The sequence below is a fragment of the Metabacillus endolithicus genome (assembly GCF_023078335.1).
In the GTDB taxonomy this organism is placed as follows: Bacteria; Bacillota; Bacilli; order Bacillales; family Bacillaceae; genus Metabacillus; species Metabacillus endolithicus.
The window spans coordinates 2,257,946-2,271,656 of record NZ_CP095550.1 but is presented as its reverse complement, the minus strand read 5'-3'; the positions used below and the strand labels follow the sequence as shown (position 1 = coordinate 2,271,656).

14 protein-coding genes and 2 pseudogenes are annotated in these 13,711 nt (G+C 36.7%); 11 read left to right on the top strand and 5 right to left on the bottom strand.

Annotated features, from left to right (window positions below; genetic code table 11):
- Window positions 1-3: 3 nt before the first annotated feature.
- The 7 genes and pseudogenes from MVE64_RS27765 (at window position 4) to MVE64_RS11745 (ending at window position 9,206) form a co-directional block, all read left to right on the top strand.
- The gene (locus MVE64_RS27765; protein ID WP_345740804.1) at window positions 4-525 is read left to right on the top strand and encodes an extracellular solute-binding protein; all 522 of its coding nucleotides are present in this window, start codon (window positions 4-6) and stop codon (window positions 523-525) included.
- Window positions 461-1,681 (top strand): extracellular solute-binding protein, encoded by a 1,221-nt coding sequence (locus MVE64_RS11770; protein ID WP_345740803.1) that lies wholly within the window; start codon window positions 461-463, stop codon window positions 1,679-1,681. Before MVE64_RS27765 ends, MVE64_RS11770 begins: the two co-directional genes overlap by 65 nt.
- Before the next feature lie 162 nt (window positions 1,682-1,843).
- A pseudogene (locus MVE64_RS11765) lies at window positions 1,844-2,699 on the top strand (ABC transporter permease).
- A 16-nt stretch (window positions 2,700-2,715) separates the two neighbouring features.
- A complete protein-coding gene (locus MVE64_RS11760; protein WP_247346586.1) occupies window positions 2,716-3,600 on the top strand; it encodes a carbohydrate ABC transporter permease in 885 nt (294 codons plus the stop codon).
- A 20-nt stretch (window positions 3,601-3,620) separates the two neighbouring features.
- Window positions 3,621-4,955: an alpha-amylase family glycosyl hydrolase gene (locus MVE64_RS11755; RefSeq protein ID WP_247346585.1), complete on the top strand. Its 1,335-nt coding sequence runs from the start codon at window positions 3,621-3,623 to the stop codon at window positions 4,953-4,955.
- A gap of 2 nt (window positions 4,956-4,957) precedes the next feature.
- Window positions 4,958-7,329 (top strand): annotated as a pseudogene (locus MVE64_RS11750) (glycoside hydrolase family 31 protein).
- Window positions 7,330-7,487: 158 nt separating this feature from the next.
- Entirely contained in the window at window positions 7,488-9,206 is a 1,719-nt protein-coding gene (locus MVE64_RS11745) for an alpha-amylase family glycosyl hydrolase (protein ID WP_247346584.1), read from the top strand.
- Window positions 9,207-9,653: 447 nt separating this feature from the next.
- On the opposite strand, the gene MVE64_RS11740 is transcribed toward MVE64_RS11745, so the two are convergent.
- Window positions 9,654-9,872 carry a DUF2922 domain-containing protein gene (locus MVE64_RS11740; RefSeq protein ID WP_247346583.1) on the bottom strand — a complete coding sequence of 73 codons (219 nt, stop codon included), beginning with the start codon at window positions 9,870-9,872 and terminating at the stop codon, window positions 9,654-9,656.
- A gap of 34 nt (window positions 9,873-9,906) precedes the next feature.
- Window positions 9,907-10,125 carry a DUF1659 domain-containing protein gene (locus MVE64_RS11735; RefSeq protein ID WP_247346582.1) on the bottom strand — a complete coding sequence of 73 codons (219 nt, stop codon included), beginning with the start codon at window positions 10,123-10,125 and terminating at the stop codon, window positions 9,907-9,909.
- A 190-nt stretch (window positions 10,126-10,315) separates the two neighbouring features.
- Between MVE64_RS11735 and MVE64_RS11730 the strand changes: the two genes are divergently transcribed.
- Window positions 10,316-10,828, top strand: a complete 513-nt coding sequence (locus MVE64_RS11730) for a hypothetical protein (RefSeq protein WP_247346581.1) — start codon at window positions 10,316-10,318, stop codon at window positions 10,826-10,828.
- A 58-nt stretch (window positions 10,829-10,886) separates the two neighbouring features.
- On the opposite strand, the gene MVE64_RS11725 is transcribed toward MVE64_RS11730, so the two are convergent.
- The 3 genes from MVE64_RS11725 to MVE64_RS11715 form a co-directional block, all read right to left on the bottom strand.
- On the bottom strand, window positions 10,887-11,030 hold the full coding sequence (locus MVE64_RS11725; RefSeq protein WP_098795627.1) for a YvrJ family protein: 144 nt from the start codon (window positions 11,028-11,030) through the stop codon (window positions 10,887-10,889).
- A gap of 75 nt (window positions 11,031-11,105) precedes the next feature.
- Window positions 11,106-11,324, bottom strand: coding sequence for a DUF2922 domain-containing protein (locus MVE64_RS11720; protein WP_247346580.1), 219 nt, complete (start codon window positions 11,322-11,324; stop codon window positions 11,106-11,108).
- A gap of 35 nt (window positions 11,325-11,359) precedes the next feature.
- Window positions 11,360-11,578, bottom strand: a complete 219-nt coding sequence (locus MVE64_RS11715) for a DUF1659 domain-containing protein (RefSeq protein ID WP_247346579.1) — start codon at window positions 11,576-11,578, stop codon at window positions 11,360-11,362.
- Window positions 11,579-11,746: 168 nt separating this feature from the next.
- On the opposite strand from MVE64_RS11715, the gene MVE64_RS11710 reads away from it, so the two are divergent.
- The 3 genes from MVE64_RS11710 to MVE64_RS11700 all read left to right on the top strand — a co-directional run bounded on the left by MVE64_RS11710 (window position 11,747) and on the right by MVE64_RS11700 (window position 13,619).
- Window positions 11,747-12,562, top strand: a complete 816-nt coding sequence (locus MVE64_RS11710) for a helix-turn-helix domain-containing protein (RefSeq protein ID WP_247346578.1) — start codon at window positions 11,747-11,749, stop codon at window positions 12,560-12,562.
- A gap of 56 nt (window positions 12,563-12,618) precedes the next feature.
- Window positions 12,619-12,780, top strand: a complete 162-nt coding sequence (locus MVE64_RS11705) for a hypothetical protein (RefSeq protein ID WP_247346577.1) — start codon at window positions 12,619-12,621, stop codon at window positions 12,778-12,780.
- Between the two features lie 284 nt (window positions 12,781-13,064).
- The gene (locus MVE64_RS11700; RefSeq protein WP_247346576.1) at window positions 13,065-13,619 is read left to right on the top strand and encodes a competence protein ComK; all 555 of its coding nucleotides are present in this window, start codon (window positions 13,065-13,067) and stop codon (window positions 13,617-13,619) included.
- The last annotated feature ends 92 nt before the right edge of the window (window positions 13,620-13,711 follow it).

Below are 13,711 nucleotides of genomic sequence, written 5' to 3'. Positions count from 1 at the left end.
AAGATGAAAAAAAGGCTGTTCACATTCTTAAGTTTATTGCTAGTGATTGCGAGTTTAAGTGCCTGTATGGGTAAGGACACAAGCAGTACCGAACCGAATGAAACCAAAAGTACTTCTGAAGAAAATATTGATCCATTAGGAAGCTTTTCAGAACCCGTTGAAATTTCAATTGGAAGAGGAATTGATCCAAATTATCAATTTGATGGTGAGGATACACCTGAAAACAATGTATACACTCGTTGGTTAGAAGATCAGTATAACATTGTGACAAAACATGAATGGGAAGCAACAGCAGGTGAGGACTATGAGCAAAAAGTAAGTTTATCAATTGCTAGTAACGATATCCCAGATGCAATGGTTGTTAACGAAACTCAACTTAAACAAATGATAAAAGCAGGTCAGTTGGCAGATCTAACTGATGTTTATGATAAATATGGGGCAGAGAGATTAAAGGATATTTATGACTCTAACCCAGGGCTTATTAGACAATGTTACTTACGATGGAAAATTATACGCTTTACCTGAAACAACTCTTCCATCAGCACCGTTAACTTGGATCCGACAAGATTGGCTTGATGAGCTAGGTCTTGAGGCACCAAAGACGTTAGAAGATCTTGAAAAAGTTGCACAAGCATTTATTGATAACAAAATGGGTGGAGACAACACATTAGGAATCGTAGGAACATCACAAGGAGGAGCACTTAGTTCAACATTCTTAACTTCAGGTGATCATTTCTTAAATTTCTCATCTCTATTCTTTGCAAACAACGCTTACCCGGGAATATGGGTAAAAGACAAAGATGGCAAGGCTGTATATGGATCAACTACACCAGAAACAAAGAAAACACTTGAAATGATGCGCGAGTGGTATGCAAAAGGAATCCTCGATCAGGAAATGGCTTTAAGAAAAAGTGCGCAAGAAGTACTTGTAAGTGGAAAAGCGGGGATCTTCTTTGGTCCTTGGTGGTCACCGTACAATCTAGAAGATTCTATTAAAAATGATCCAAAGGCTAACTGGCGCCCTTATGCTGGCCCTGCAGATTCCTCAGGGAAAATCAATTCAAACGAAACGACTGGAAGTACGTACATCGTAGTTAGCAAAGACTATGAACATCCTGAAGCTGTCATAAAAATGCTTAATATTCATGTGAGCGAAAAAGACGCTAGTTATGAAGAAGTAGTAGCAGATAAGCAAATGACTTCACAGGAAATTCCGCTATTCATGGTTATGGGACATGGAGATCAGTTAGAGTATGCCGTAACTTCAACACAGAAGCATCTTGCTGGAGAACTTAAGCTAGAGGATATTGATAAGGTAAACTACGGCTTTGCGTATGATCTTGCAGAACATGTGAAAAATGTGAAAAAGGAACCGTATGATGACTATAACATTCAATACTGGGACAGAGCTGGGGATGAAGCATTCTTCACTCATTTATACGCTCATCTAAATGGTGGTTCTGCTTTTATCAATGCAGATATCAATTATGTTCGTAGCGTAGCCACAGCAAAAACAAAAACGATGGAATTAAAATGGAATAATTTAAAGAAATTAGAAGATGAAACATTCTTAAAAATCATCATGGGGAATGCACCAATTAGTGATTTCGATCAATTTGTTGAGAAGTGGTACGACCAGGGTGGAGAGCAAATCACGAAGGAAGTTAATGAATTAAAGTAAAAATAGTCAAGACGGGTGGTGTTTCACTCGTCTTGATATCTTCTAAGGAGGATAAAGAGTATGGAAAACAAAGCTGAAACGATAAAAAGTCATCGTGGTCTTCGTATCAACCTTAGGACAAAGACGAAGAAAAATAGATCAGATTACAAGCATTATTATTTGATGCTACTTCCAGGAATTATCTGGTTATTCTTTTTTAATTTATTACCTATGTATGGAATTCTAATGGCCTTTAAGGATTTTAATCCCGGAATAGGGTTGTGGAAGTCAGAGTGGATTGGACTTGAGAATTTTAAGTATATGTTTGAGCTTGATGATAGTAAACAAATCTTTAGAAATACGATCGTCATTGCACTGTTAAAAATGATTGGAAACTTAGTTGTGCCATTAGTATTTGCACTAATGTTAAATGAAGTGAAAAACAGATTTTTCACCCGTTCTGTTCAAACAATTGTTTATTTACCGCACTTTTTATCATGGGTAATTATCGCCGGCATTATGCTAGATATGTTTTCAATCTCAGGACCTGTGAATCAATTTCTTACCGCTTTAGGTATAAAACCGATTATGTTTTTTGCTGATGCGGGCATCTTTCCGGCACTTGTTGTTGGTAGTGATATATGGAAGGAATTTGGATTTGCAGCCATTATTTATTTTGCAGCCCTTACGTCTATAAGTCCAGAACTGTATGAAGCTGCTGCTATTGATGGTGCTTCTCAATTTAGACGTCTAATTAGTATTACACTACCGAGTATTTTACCTGTTGCGGTTTTATTAGGTACGTTAAGTATGGGAAATATTTTGAATGCAGGTTTTGATCAAATTTTTAATCTCTATAATCCACTTGTTTATTCAACAGGGGATATTATCGACACATGGGTTTACCGGGCTTGGACTTATTGATATGCAATATGGGTTAGCAACAGCAGTAGGACTATTAAAGTCGATTGTTGGTTTTATTCTTATTGCGTTCTCATATGGATTGGCCTATCGTTTTGCTAATTATCGAATTTTCTAATAAAGGTGTGAGGTAAATGGTAGAAGACAAAACACTAGTATCCAGGTTTTTCAATGGTTTTAATGTTGTTTTGCTTATATTAATTACGCTTCTTTGTATTTATCCCGTTTGGTACACATTAGTTATTTCTTTAAGTGATAAAGCAGCTGTTTCAGCCGGACAGGTATTTTTCTGGCCAAAGGATTTTACATTGGGAGCTTATTCTCTAATTGTTGAAGATGGTAAATTTCTTAGTTCATTCTTGATTTCAATTCAGCGAGTGGTCTTGGGAACGATCACGACCTTCGTAGTTGTGGTCTTAATGGCATACCCATTATCGAAAACATCGAAAGAGTTTGGACCAAGAAATATCATTATGTGGCTGCTAATCTTTGCGATGCTTTTTAACGGTGGTTTAGTTCCTTGGTATATGACGATGAAAACACTAGGAATGACGAACAATATTTGGGGTCTCGTTCTTGGTGGTGGGTTACCTGTATTTAATGTGATTTTGGTGATGAATTTCTTTAGAAACTTGCCGAAAGAATTAGAAGAATCAGCGGTAATGGACGGTGCAGGACCTTGGAGAATTCTGTTTGATATCTATTTACCATTGTCTAAGCCAGTTCTAGCGACAATCTTAGTTTTTACGATTGTTATGCATTGGAATGAGTTTTTTCAGGCACTTGTGTTAATGACAAATAATGATTTATATCCTTTGCAAACATATATCCGCTCAGTAACGGTTGAAATTGATCCTTCACAAATTGATGCAGAATCAGCACAACGTCTTGCAAGCTCTTCTAATCAAACCTTAAATGCTGCGAAAATATTCATTTCAATGCTTCCTCTTTTAGTGATTTATCCATTTTTTCAACGATATTTCGTTAAAGGAATTACACTGGGTTCTGTTAAAGGTTGATTTGAAAGGAATGAGAATTGGTGAATAAAAGAATAAACAATGCAATTAATAAAGGTGAATCTATTGGAGCTAAAGTTCCCGACTGGGTAAAGGATGCCGTGATATATGAGGTAAATGTTAGACAATATACGTCTGAAGGAACGTTTAAGGCATTCGAGGAACATCTCCCGCGGCTTAGAGATTTAGGAGTAGATATTCTTTGGTTTATGCCAATTCATCCTATTTCCAAAGAAAAAAGGGCTGGTACCCTAGGCTCTTACTATGCTGTACAAAACTATAGAGCTGTTAATCCTGAATTTGGAACAATGGATGATTTTAAGAGCTTAGTAAAAAAAGCGCATGAAATGGGATTTAAGATTTTATTAGATTTAGTGGCAAACCATACGGGATGGGATTCTGAATGGATTAAGAATAAAACCTGGTATCAAACAAACAACAATGGAGAAATACTTTCACCAACAGCACAAGGGACGACTTGGCATGATGTTGCACAATTAAATTATGATCATCCAGATATGTGTGCGGCTATGATTAGAGCTATGAAGTTTTGGATGGAAGAAGTAGATATTGATGGATATCGTGCTGATTATGCCGGTGGTGTTCCAGTAGAGTTTTGGGAGAAAGCACGTAACGAACTGGATAAGATCAAACAAGTTTACATGCTAGCAGAAGATAATAGATTCTATGAATTACTAGATGGAGCCTTCCATTCAAACTATGGTTGGGAACTTAATCATATCATGCGTGATATTGCTAAAGGTGAAAAAGGTGCGAGAGATGTCAAGGATTATGTGCTTAAGGTGGGAAGGTTATATCCAACAGGCACTTACCCAATGCACTGGACCACAAACCATGATGATAATTCTTGGGAAGGTACCACATCAGAATTGTTCGGTAAAGCAGAAAAAACGATGGCAGTATTGACCTTTACTTTACCAGGTATTCCATTAATTTACTCAGGACAAGAAGCTGGACTTGATAAAAGATTAGAGTTCTTTGAAAAAGATGAAATCTCTTGGGATGACTTAACCATGCAGCCATTTTATAAGGAACTGATTTATTTGAAAAAGGAAAATTCAGCTCTTTGGAATGGAATCGATGGAGGAGAAACAAACTTTCTTGAGACATCAGATGAACGAATTTTGATGTTTGAACGGATAACGGAGAAGAATAGAGTCATAGTGATGGCTAACTTATCACAGAACCATGTTTCTACGACTGTGAATGATGACTCACTAGCAGGTAGCTATCAGCTGTACTTCGATCACTCTTCATGCCTTTTATCGAAACAACATAGTTTTGATTTTGCACCCTGGAGCTATTGCATTTTGATACAAAATAATAAGGAGGTCTAAACATGCAAGATACAAGTTTTGCGATTCATCCTGGTAGTAAAAAGTCTATTGAAGGTGTTCCTTATCATGATATTGGTCATTTGAATTCTTATACGGAAATAGATAACACCTATTCATTTGTATGTGAACAAGGGTTCGTGAATATTCAGTTCTATAGAGAAGATATTGTCAGGGTTGTGATGAATCCATTTTCACCACCTACTATGGAAAGTAGTTTTGCCTTAGTAACCGAACCAGCAACTGTAGATGTAGCTGTGAGTGAGACGGAAGAAACAATTAATCTTCATACCTCAAAACTATCATTAAACATAACACGTGAACCTTTCCGTATCTCAATCTATGATCATGATGAGCGGTTACTAGTACAAGAAACAGTACGTGGTATGGGATATAACGAGAAAAAAGAAGTGATTTGCTATAAAGAGCTGAAAACCGAAGATCATTTCTATGGATTTGGTGAAAAGACCAGCTTTTTAGATAAACGGGGAGAAAAGATGACAATGTGGAATAGTGATGTGTTTGCCCCACATAATCCAGAGATTGATTCACTTTATCAATCCATTCCGTTTTTTATGACCTTAAATAAAGGATTCGCTCATGGAATTTTCTTTGATAATACATTCAAAACGATCTTTGATATGAAGTCAGAAAAAGATATTTACTCGTTTTCTGCTGAAGGTGGAGAGCTAGATTATTATGTGATGGTAGGCCCTACACCTAAAGATGTATTGGAACAATATACCACACTTACTGGTCGTATGGATATTCCGCCAAAGTGGGCACTTGGTTATCATCAGTCTCGCTATAGTTATGAAACAGAAGCAGAAGTACGAGAACTTGTTACTTCTTTTCTAGAAAAAGAGATACCGGTGGATGCCATCTATTTAGATATTCATTATATGGATGGTTACAGGGTATTTACATTTGATCGCGATCGTTTTCCAAATCCAGAACAACTTTTGAAAGATTTAAAGAATGCGGGTATTCATGTTGTACCAATTGTTGATCCAGGTGTGAAAGAAGATCCGGAATACTCCATTTATCAAGAGGGTATTCATGGTGATCTATTTTGTCAATACATTGACGGACAAATCTATCATGGAGATGTTTGGCCAGGAAATAGTGCATTTCCTGACTTTACGAACAGCGAAGTTAGAAAGTGGTGGGGAGAAAAACATAAATTTTATACAGATATGGGGATAGAAGGCATTTGGAATGATATGAATGAGCCGGCGGTCTTTAATGAAACAAAAACAATGGATACTAAAGTGATGCATAATCAAGATGGTAGTTTAAAATCTCATCGAGAAATGCATAATTTATATGGTTTTTATATGGGAGAAGCAACCTACAATGGGATGAAAAATCTACTAAATGGGAAGCGTCCATTTTTATTAACTCGTGCTGGATATGCTGGGGTACAGCGCTATGCTGCTGTTTGGACTGGTGATAACAGAAGCTTTTGGGAACATTTGCAAATGGCGATCCCAATGTGTATGAATCTTGGTGTCTCTGGTGTAGCTTTACAGGACCGGATGTAGGTGGATTTGCACACGATACAACGGGTGAATTGTTAGCGCGTTGGACACAATTTGGGACATTCACACCTTATTTTCGTAATCATAGTGTTCTAGAAAGTATCCGCCAAGAACCATGGTCATTTGGTGAAGATATTGAAGCAATCGTTAAAAAATACATCCAGCTTCGTTATAAATGGCTGCCACATCTTTATACTTTATTTCACGAAGCAAGCAAGACGGGTGTACCAGTAATGCGTCCATTATTTATGGAGTATCCTAAGGATCATCATACTTTTAATTTATCTGATCAATTTTTGATTGGGGAAAATGTCATTATAGCGCCAATTACGAAGCCAGATACATTCCATCGCGTTGTTTATCTTCCTGAAGGAAATTGGGTAGATTATTGGACTGGTGGAATTAGTGAAGGTAATCAACACATTTTAGTTGAAGCAAGCCTTGATCATTTACCGATCTTTGTTAAAGAAGGAACATTCATAGCTCATGGTTCTATTAAACAATCTACTGAACATCGTGAAGAGGATTTGCAAATTCACTTGTATCCATCCAATCATGGTAGTGCAAGCTACGTTTTATATGAGGATGATGGTAAAACATTTTCTTATGAACAAGGTCACTATTTAGAAAAACATCTTTCCTGTGAATTCCATGCCAATAGATTAGAATTTACGATCGAGAATATAGGGAACTATCAGCCTGATTGGAAAGAATGGACATTGGTCTTTCACGGATCTGTTGAAGAGAAGGAAGTTTTCATAAACGGAGAGAGTATTTCACCTGAAAACTTTATTGAAAATGGAAGGGAAAAGATTCGCTTTAAGTTAGATATTTAATGGATCAATTGCCTAAAAGGGTTCACGTATTAATTTGCGAGAAACTACTAGATAAATAAATTAGTTTTTAGGGAGGTGATTACCGGTAAAAAGAAAGCGCAATTAATAAGGTTGTGAAACACCTAGAAAGACTATTAAAAAGTAGAGGAGCGGGTGTATTGAAAAAGTGTTTGAGTAAAAGTGTAGTACTGATGATGATAATTATGTTGTTTTCGAGTTTGTACTTTTCTTATCACAACACTGCTTCAGCTGAGACGAATGATTCTACAATCAGGATTTATTATGAAAGAGAAGATCAAAATTACGACAAATGGGGACTATGGTTATGGGGAGATGTTGCGACACCTTCAGACCAAGTAGGTGGGTGGCCAACAGGTGCTACTCCTTTTTCGAATGAGCAAATAGGAGAGCATGGAGCATATGTTGATATTGAATTAAATGAAAATCCAGGGGTAATCAATTTCATCGTTGTTAATCGGGAAACTGGAGAGAAAGATGGGGATAGCAAGGCATTTACAAAGCTAAATGAATATGACTCCGTGTATATTACAGAGGGAGATGATTATGTTTATACCTCTCCAGATCTTACAGTCATAGTTGAAAACAGTAACGCACATTTCCCTAAATGGTCGGAGAATTCAACTATATATGAAGTGAATGTAAGACAATATACAGAAGAAGGTACTTTTAGAGCATTTGAAAAGCATTTACCGCGATTAAAGAAACTAGGAGTTGAAGTATTGTGGTTTATGCCGATTCATCCGATTTCTCAAGAGGGGCGGATTGGAACCTTAGGCTCCTATTATGCCATCCAGGATTATAAAGCGATCAACCCAGAGTTTGGAACAATGGAAGATTTTAAAAGATTAGTAGATCGAGCACATGATATGGGCTTTAAAATTATGCTTGATTGGGTCGCTAATCATACAGGAAGAGACCATGTTTGGACAGAAAATAAAGAATGGTATACATTGGATGATAGTGGAAATATTACTCATCCACCGGGTACAAACTGGTTAGATGTAGCAGATTTGAATTATGATAATACTGACATGAGAGCTGCTATGATCGATGCTATGAAATATTGGGTAGAAGAAGCTGATATTGATGGTTATCGTGCTGATTACGCAGTTGGTGTACCAGTAGACTTCTGGGAAACTGCGCGTAAAGAACTTGATAAAATTAAGCCAGTTTATATGTTGGCAGAAGATAATGTAGAATATGATTTTCTGAAAAATGCTTTTAACTTCAATTATGGATGGGAACTCTCTCATACGATGAGAGATATTGCAGCAGGAAATAAAAGTGCAAAAAACGTTAAGTTTTATGTTAATAAAATGAAACGACTGTATCCAACTGGCTCTTATGCGATGCATTGGACGACAAATCATGATGAAAATTCATGGGAAGGTACAACACAAGAGTTATTCGGAGAGGCCGAAAAAACAATGGCTGCCTTAACCTTTACTTTACCAGGAATACCGTTAATTTATTCAGGTCAAGAAGCAGGACTTGATAAAAGATTAGCATTCTTTGATAAAGATGAAATTTCGTGGGAAGACTTATCTATGCAAGATTTCTACAAGGATTTAGTTCGACTTAAAAAGAAAAATCAGGCATTGTGGAATGGTTCAGCTGGTGGAGAGACGAACTTTTTTGAAACATCTAACGAACGTATTCTTGCTTTTGAAAGAGTAAAAGGTAAATCGAAGGTCATTGTTGTTATGAATTTTTCACCAGAACCTGTTTCTGGTAACGTAGAAGGTAAAACGTTAGAGGGAAAATATCATTTGTATCCTTCGAATAAACTTTTAAAGATGAATAGCCAGCAACAGTTTGATTTAGAACCATGGGGTTATAAGATTATAGTTAAGTAAAAATTGATATATGACACCTCTTTGAGGTGAAATGATCTCGTATCCTAGTTAATTATAAAGAACCTTATTCAATCATGTTAGCTTGAATTAGGTTCTGTTCCCGTTCATGATGAACATTAACCAAGTAAGACAAGACATAGCTCAGAACCCAGATAAAACTGATACAGCACTTGGTCAAGAAGTGAGGTTTTTGTCGGTTTTTGTAGAAAAGTGGATAAATCGGTAAAATCGAAGATAAAGCTCCCGAAATCGAAGATAAAACCTTCAGAATCGAAGATAAAGTCCCCGAAATCGAAGATAAAATCAAACGAACAAGGTAAAGCGGTTTGTTTTTGCCTGTAAATCACTAAGTTTCCATGTTCCCACAAAACCCTAATTGCCCCTCAATTTCTCTATTAATCAAAAAAAGAGGCTAACAGAGAAACCTCTGTAAAGCCCCAACCCTCATTACGAAAGCACAACATCCGCAACATTACGTTCCACAATTCTAGCTCCTTTCTTAGAAACAAAGTCTCCTCCAGTCGAGAAGAATATATTCGCAGAAACGATTGTGTCCATTACTGTGTTTAATGCAGCCGTATCAACAGGCTCAATCGGTGAGTCGATGTTGATTTTAACTGATTTTCCTTCTGTGTTTAAAAATTGAAGTTCTAACGTTTTTGCCATGATGTCACCTCCTTTCCTAGTAATCTAGTAGAACTTAGACTGTAAGTTGATGTGTGTCGCTTCGCTCAACAAGTGTTAATGTTTCGGTTTGTAAGCTAGCGATAGCCTGTGCTACTTGAAGCAATTGATCTGGTGTTGCTGATGTTTTCACGTTGTTGTAGCTTTTACGTTTAGAGATTGGTTTGCCATTAATGTCCATCCCCATGTCGTAAATTAAGCTTAAGTTAGAATCTAAGATTACTTGATTTGCCATCCTGATCACCTCCTTTCACCCTCTATATATAGAAAAAGGAGACTTGGGTAGCGTGTGTATGAAAAAATTTAAAAGTTATTAATTAGAAGCAACATTTCATAACTGCTCTTGTTAACCAAATCCTCCTGTGAGGTGTAACTTTTACATAAAATAATCGTCAAATCGAATAGAGAAAGGGGAGGAAAATGATATGAAAATTCACAAATCATTACTTGCTCTTGCCTTAATTATGTTTTTATTATTATCCGGCTGTAGCAATGAGCCTGATATCGAAGGTAATCACAAAGATGTGATAGCAAGTGAAAAGACATTGCCGGAAAATATCCAGGAGGTTGGCTTTGTGAGAGAAACAGGACCACAGTTTGAATACATGGTAAAGAAATCTGTTAATTCATCACAATTTGAACAAACATGGAACTTGTATGGGTTTGAGAATAAACTGCCAAGTATTAATTTTAAAGAAAAAGATGTTTTTTTCATTGGGGTTTACGAATCGGGTAGTTGTCCTTATAAGATAGAAAATGTTGAATTAAGCTCTGACAACAAAACAATCACACTGCCATTGTCTGAACCAGAGGGAAATTGCACATCTGATGCAACACCTAGAACATTTGTCATTAGAGTTGACAAAGAAACATCTGAAAAAATAGAAAATGTAGTGATTGCGGAAAGTGGATATGAAACGAAGGTGCCCTTTGAATAGTAGGGTTTTGTATAAAAAAAAGAGTGAGCCTATGCGTCACTCTTCTTAACAGCATTATTTAATTCACCTTCCCCAACTGCGAAGGCAGCATCTGGATTGACTGATTCAATGCATCAAGCTTGCTCTCAATCCTATTAAGCAAATACAGCGTTACGATAATAGGAAAGCCGACCTCGCTGATGAATGATATCCATTGCTCCATGGTTTGCACCTCACTTTCTGGTTCTTTTTATAGAAAGGTGGGCTGACAGAAATGCATTGTCAGCCCAACACCTTATTAGGAAAGCACAACATCTTCTACGTTACGCTCCACGATTCTTGCTCCCTTTTTTGAAACAAAGTCCCCACCAGTTGAGAAGAAAATGTTTGTGGAAACAATTGTGTCCATTACTGTGTTTAAAGCGGCAGTATCAACAGGTTCAATTGGAGAATCGATGTTGATTTTAACCGTTTTTCCTTCTGTGTTTAAAAATTGCAGTTCCAAAGTTTTCGCCATGTTTGTCACCTCCTTTCTGAGGGATTTAGCTCAGCTTAGACTGTAAGCTGATGTGTATCGCTTCGCTCAACAAGTGTTAATGTTTCAGTTTGTAAGCTAGCGATTGCTTGTGCTACTTGAAGTAGCTGGTCAGGTGTTGCAGCTGTTTTTACATTGTTGTAGCTTTTACGCTTTTCGATTGGTTTGCCGTTAATGTCCATCCCCATGTCGTAAATCAGGCTTAGGTTCGAATCTAAAATCACTTGATCTGCCATGCTGATCACCTCCTTTCGCCCTCTATATATAGAAAAATTGTCATTGGGTAGCGTCTGATTTTATATTTTTTTAAAAATTTTTTTAAATAGGACGCTACCCAATCATGAAAAATCCCTATATAAGCAGTGAAGATTACTTTTTATCCATTAAATAAGGAGTGACAAGCTGTGGAAAAGTTAAATTACGAGACAATTAGGAAGTACCGATCGTTTCAAACGATCGAGGAGATGGACCAGGCTGTGCGAGGTTTTTTATACAAGCATAAAAGTGAGTTGTCAGAGGGAACACTTGAGGTTCTTCGTGTGATATGGAGGCATTCGGTTAAGGTGATTGGGGTGTCATTTGCAAAGTATGACTATATTGCTGAGAGGGTTGGAGTAAGTCGTCGGACGGTGATTCGCGCGGTGAATACATTAGAGGAAAAGGGAATTGTGAAGAAAGTCGCGACAAAACGAATGAATGGATCACAGGGTGTAAACCTTCTTATCATACAATCATTTGCTTCTGTTGAGACCTTGCAAGCACTGGTGTCACCCCAGGATGTCACGGCACCTGTCACCCCTAATAAAACAGAGAATAAATTAAGTTCACTCTGTGAGAATAAAAAAAATAATAAAAACATAATACAACAACAAACATCATCCCAAGATGAGATGGACGTTCTACCAAATTCAATTCCTAAAGAATTTGTCCAAGTTGTAAAGCCTTACTTTAAAGCAATTGAAATTTATAAGCTATGGAATTCCGTAATGGTTGCTTACAATAAAATGAATTTTCATCAAGAAATTGAGTCTCTTGTAGATCATGTCATTGAAGCCTTTAAGCAAACACTATTTGCACAAAAGCTAGGAAAAATACATAAGAGTTTTGAAGGATATTTTTATACCGTTCTTTATCAGCTGTTTGTGGATGAATCCAGGAAAGAATACAGAGCCAGGGTTGGCTTGTATGATTTTATTGAAGGTGAGATGAGATTTAATTAAACCTTTATGAAAAACATACGATATAGAAAGTAGACGATAGAAAAGGGCAGGATACTATGAGACGTTTAGTTATAATCAAGTGGTATAAGATAAGGATGAATTATCTTAAGTTGTTGCTTTGTAGCAGCCTTGATGAAGAAATGAAGGGGAAGCTGTTAGACAAGATTGATGAATGTTCTAAGAAGATCAATGAGCTTAGCATGGATGAATCCATATAACAGTTTGCTACAATCTGCAACAAATTACATCAAAAGTTTACAAGATTTACAATAAAATTACATACTATTCTGGATATTTTAACTTATAATATGGGAGGATATAGTAAAATTTGTAGGAAAATGGAAGGGGGAAAATATGAGGAAAACGATAAAAACCCTAAGCACAAACTTTGAGCGGCGAGTGCTTAAGGCCTGATAGGAGCTGGATATAATTCCAACTATATCCGTATTATATCCAACTCTTTTAGAAATTTAAAGGACTAAATTTTTTGGAGAGTGATAATATGGAACACATTCAAATTTTAGATGATTACATTATCCACGAGTACACAATGGGTATTTTGCCATATTACTCAGATAATGGTGAACTTTACAGCATCGTTCTTGAACAATATAGAGTTGTGAAGGTTACGTTAAGTCCGATCAAAATCATGAATGACAGTTGTATTTTTTACGGAAGTGATATGGACGGAAGAAAGGCTTCAGCTCATGCCATTTTTGCAGGTAAAAAAATGATGCCTGTGATGGTTAGTGAAAAATATAAGCTGTGTATGATTCCTGTATGCTCTCCATATAAGCCAAAATGTGTGTGGATTGCTTATCAGCACGTATTAGATATTATGGATGACAATGGTCAGGCGTTAATTCTTTTCACAAATTACAATAAAGCAAAGGTCGAGTTAACGAAAAGAACATTACATTCAAAGCTTGGCGTTGCCGCCCGACTTGTTAGTACATATGATTTAAGGTATGAACGAATAACAGAAGGATTACGTCAGTCCTCTGTTGCAGAAGGAACAGAGCTGTATAAAATCGATCCTGAAAAATTTAAAGAGTAGAATGTAAATAAGCACCCGTTGTATTCGGGTGCTTTTGTCGTCTTTTGTCTAAATAGGTCAAAATATATCACTTTTGACCTATACAGGAACTA

What these genes read in the sequence shown, in the direction of transcription:
- MVE64_RS11770 (WP_345740803.1), top strand. Translation starts at nt 461, where the DNA reads ATGACTCTAACCCAGGGCTTATTAGACAATGTTACTTACGATGGAAAA.
- MVE64_RS11730 (WP_247346581.1), top strand. Translation starts at nt 10,316, where the DNA reads ATGAAAATTCACAAATCATTACTTGCTCTTGCCTTAATTATGTTTTTA.
- MVE64_RS11715 (WP_247346579.1), bottom strand. Translation starts at nt 11,578, where the DNA reads ATGGCAGATCAAGTGATTTTAGATTCGAACCTAAGCCTGATTTACGAC.
- MVE64_RS27765 (WP_345740804.1), top strand. Translation starts at nt 4, where the DNA reads ATGAAAAAAAGGCTGTTCACATTCTTAAGTTTATTGCTAGTGATTGCG.
- MVE64_RS11700 (WP_247346576.1), top strand. Translation starts at nt 13,065, where the DNA reads ATGGAACACATTCAAATTTTAGATGATTACATTATCCACGAGTACACA.
- MVE64_RS11735 (WP_247346582.1), bottom strand. Translation starts at nt 10,125, where the DNA reads ATGGCAAATCAAGTAATCTTAGATTCTAACTTAAGCTTAATTTACGAC.
- MVE64_RS11720 (WP_247346580.1), bottom strand. Translation starts at nt 11,324, where the DNA reads ATGGCGAAAACTTTGGAACTGCAATTTTTAAACACAGAAGGAAAAACG.
- MVE64_RS11740 (WP_247346583.1), bottom strand. Translation starts at nt 9,872, where the DNA reads ATGGCAAAAACGTTAGAACTTCAATTTTTAAACACAGAAGGAAAATCA.
- MVE64_RS11760 (WP_247346586.1), top strand. Translation starts at nt 2,716, where the DNA reads ATGGTAGAAGACAAAACACTAGTATCCAGGTTTTTCAATGGTTTTAAT.
- MVE64_RS11705 (WP_247346577.1), top strand. Translation starts at nt 12,619, where the DNA reads ATGAGACGTTTAGTTATAATCAAGTGGTATAAGATAAGGATGAATTAT.
- MVE64_RS11725 (WP_098795627.1), bottom strand. Translation starts at nt 11,030, where the DNA reads ATGGAGCAATGGATATCATTCATCAGCGAGGTCGGCTTTCCTATTATC.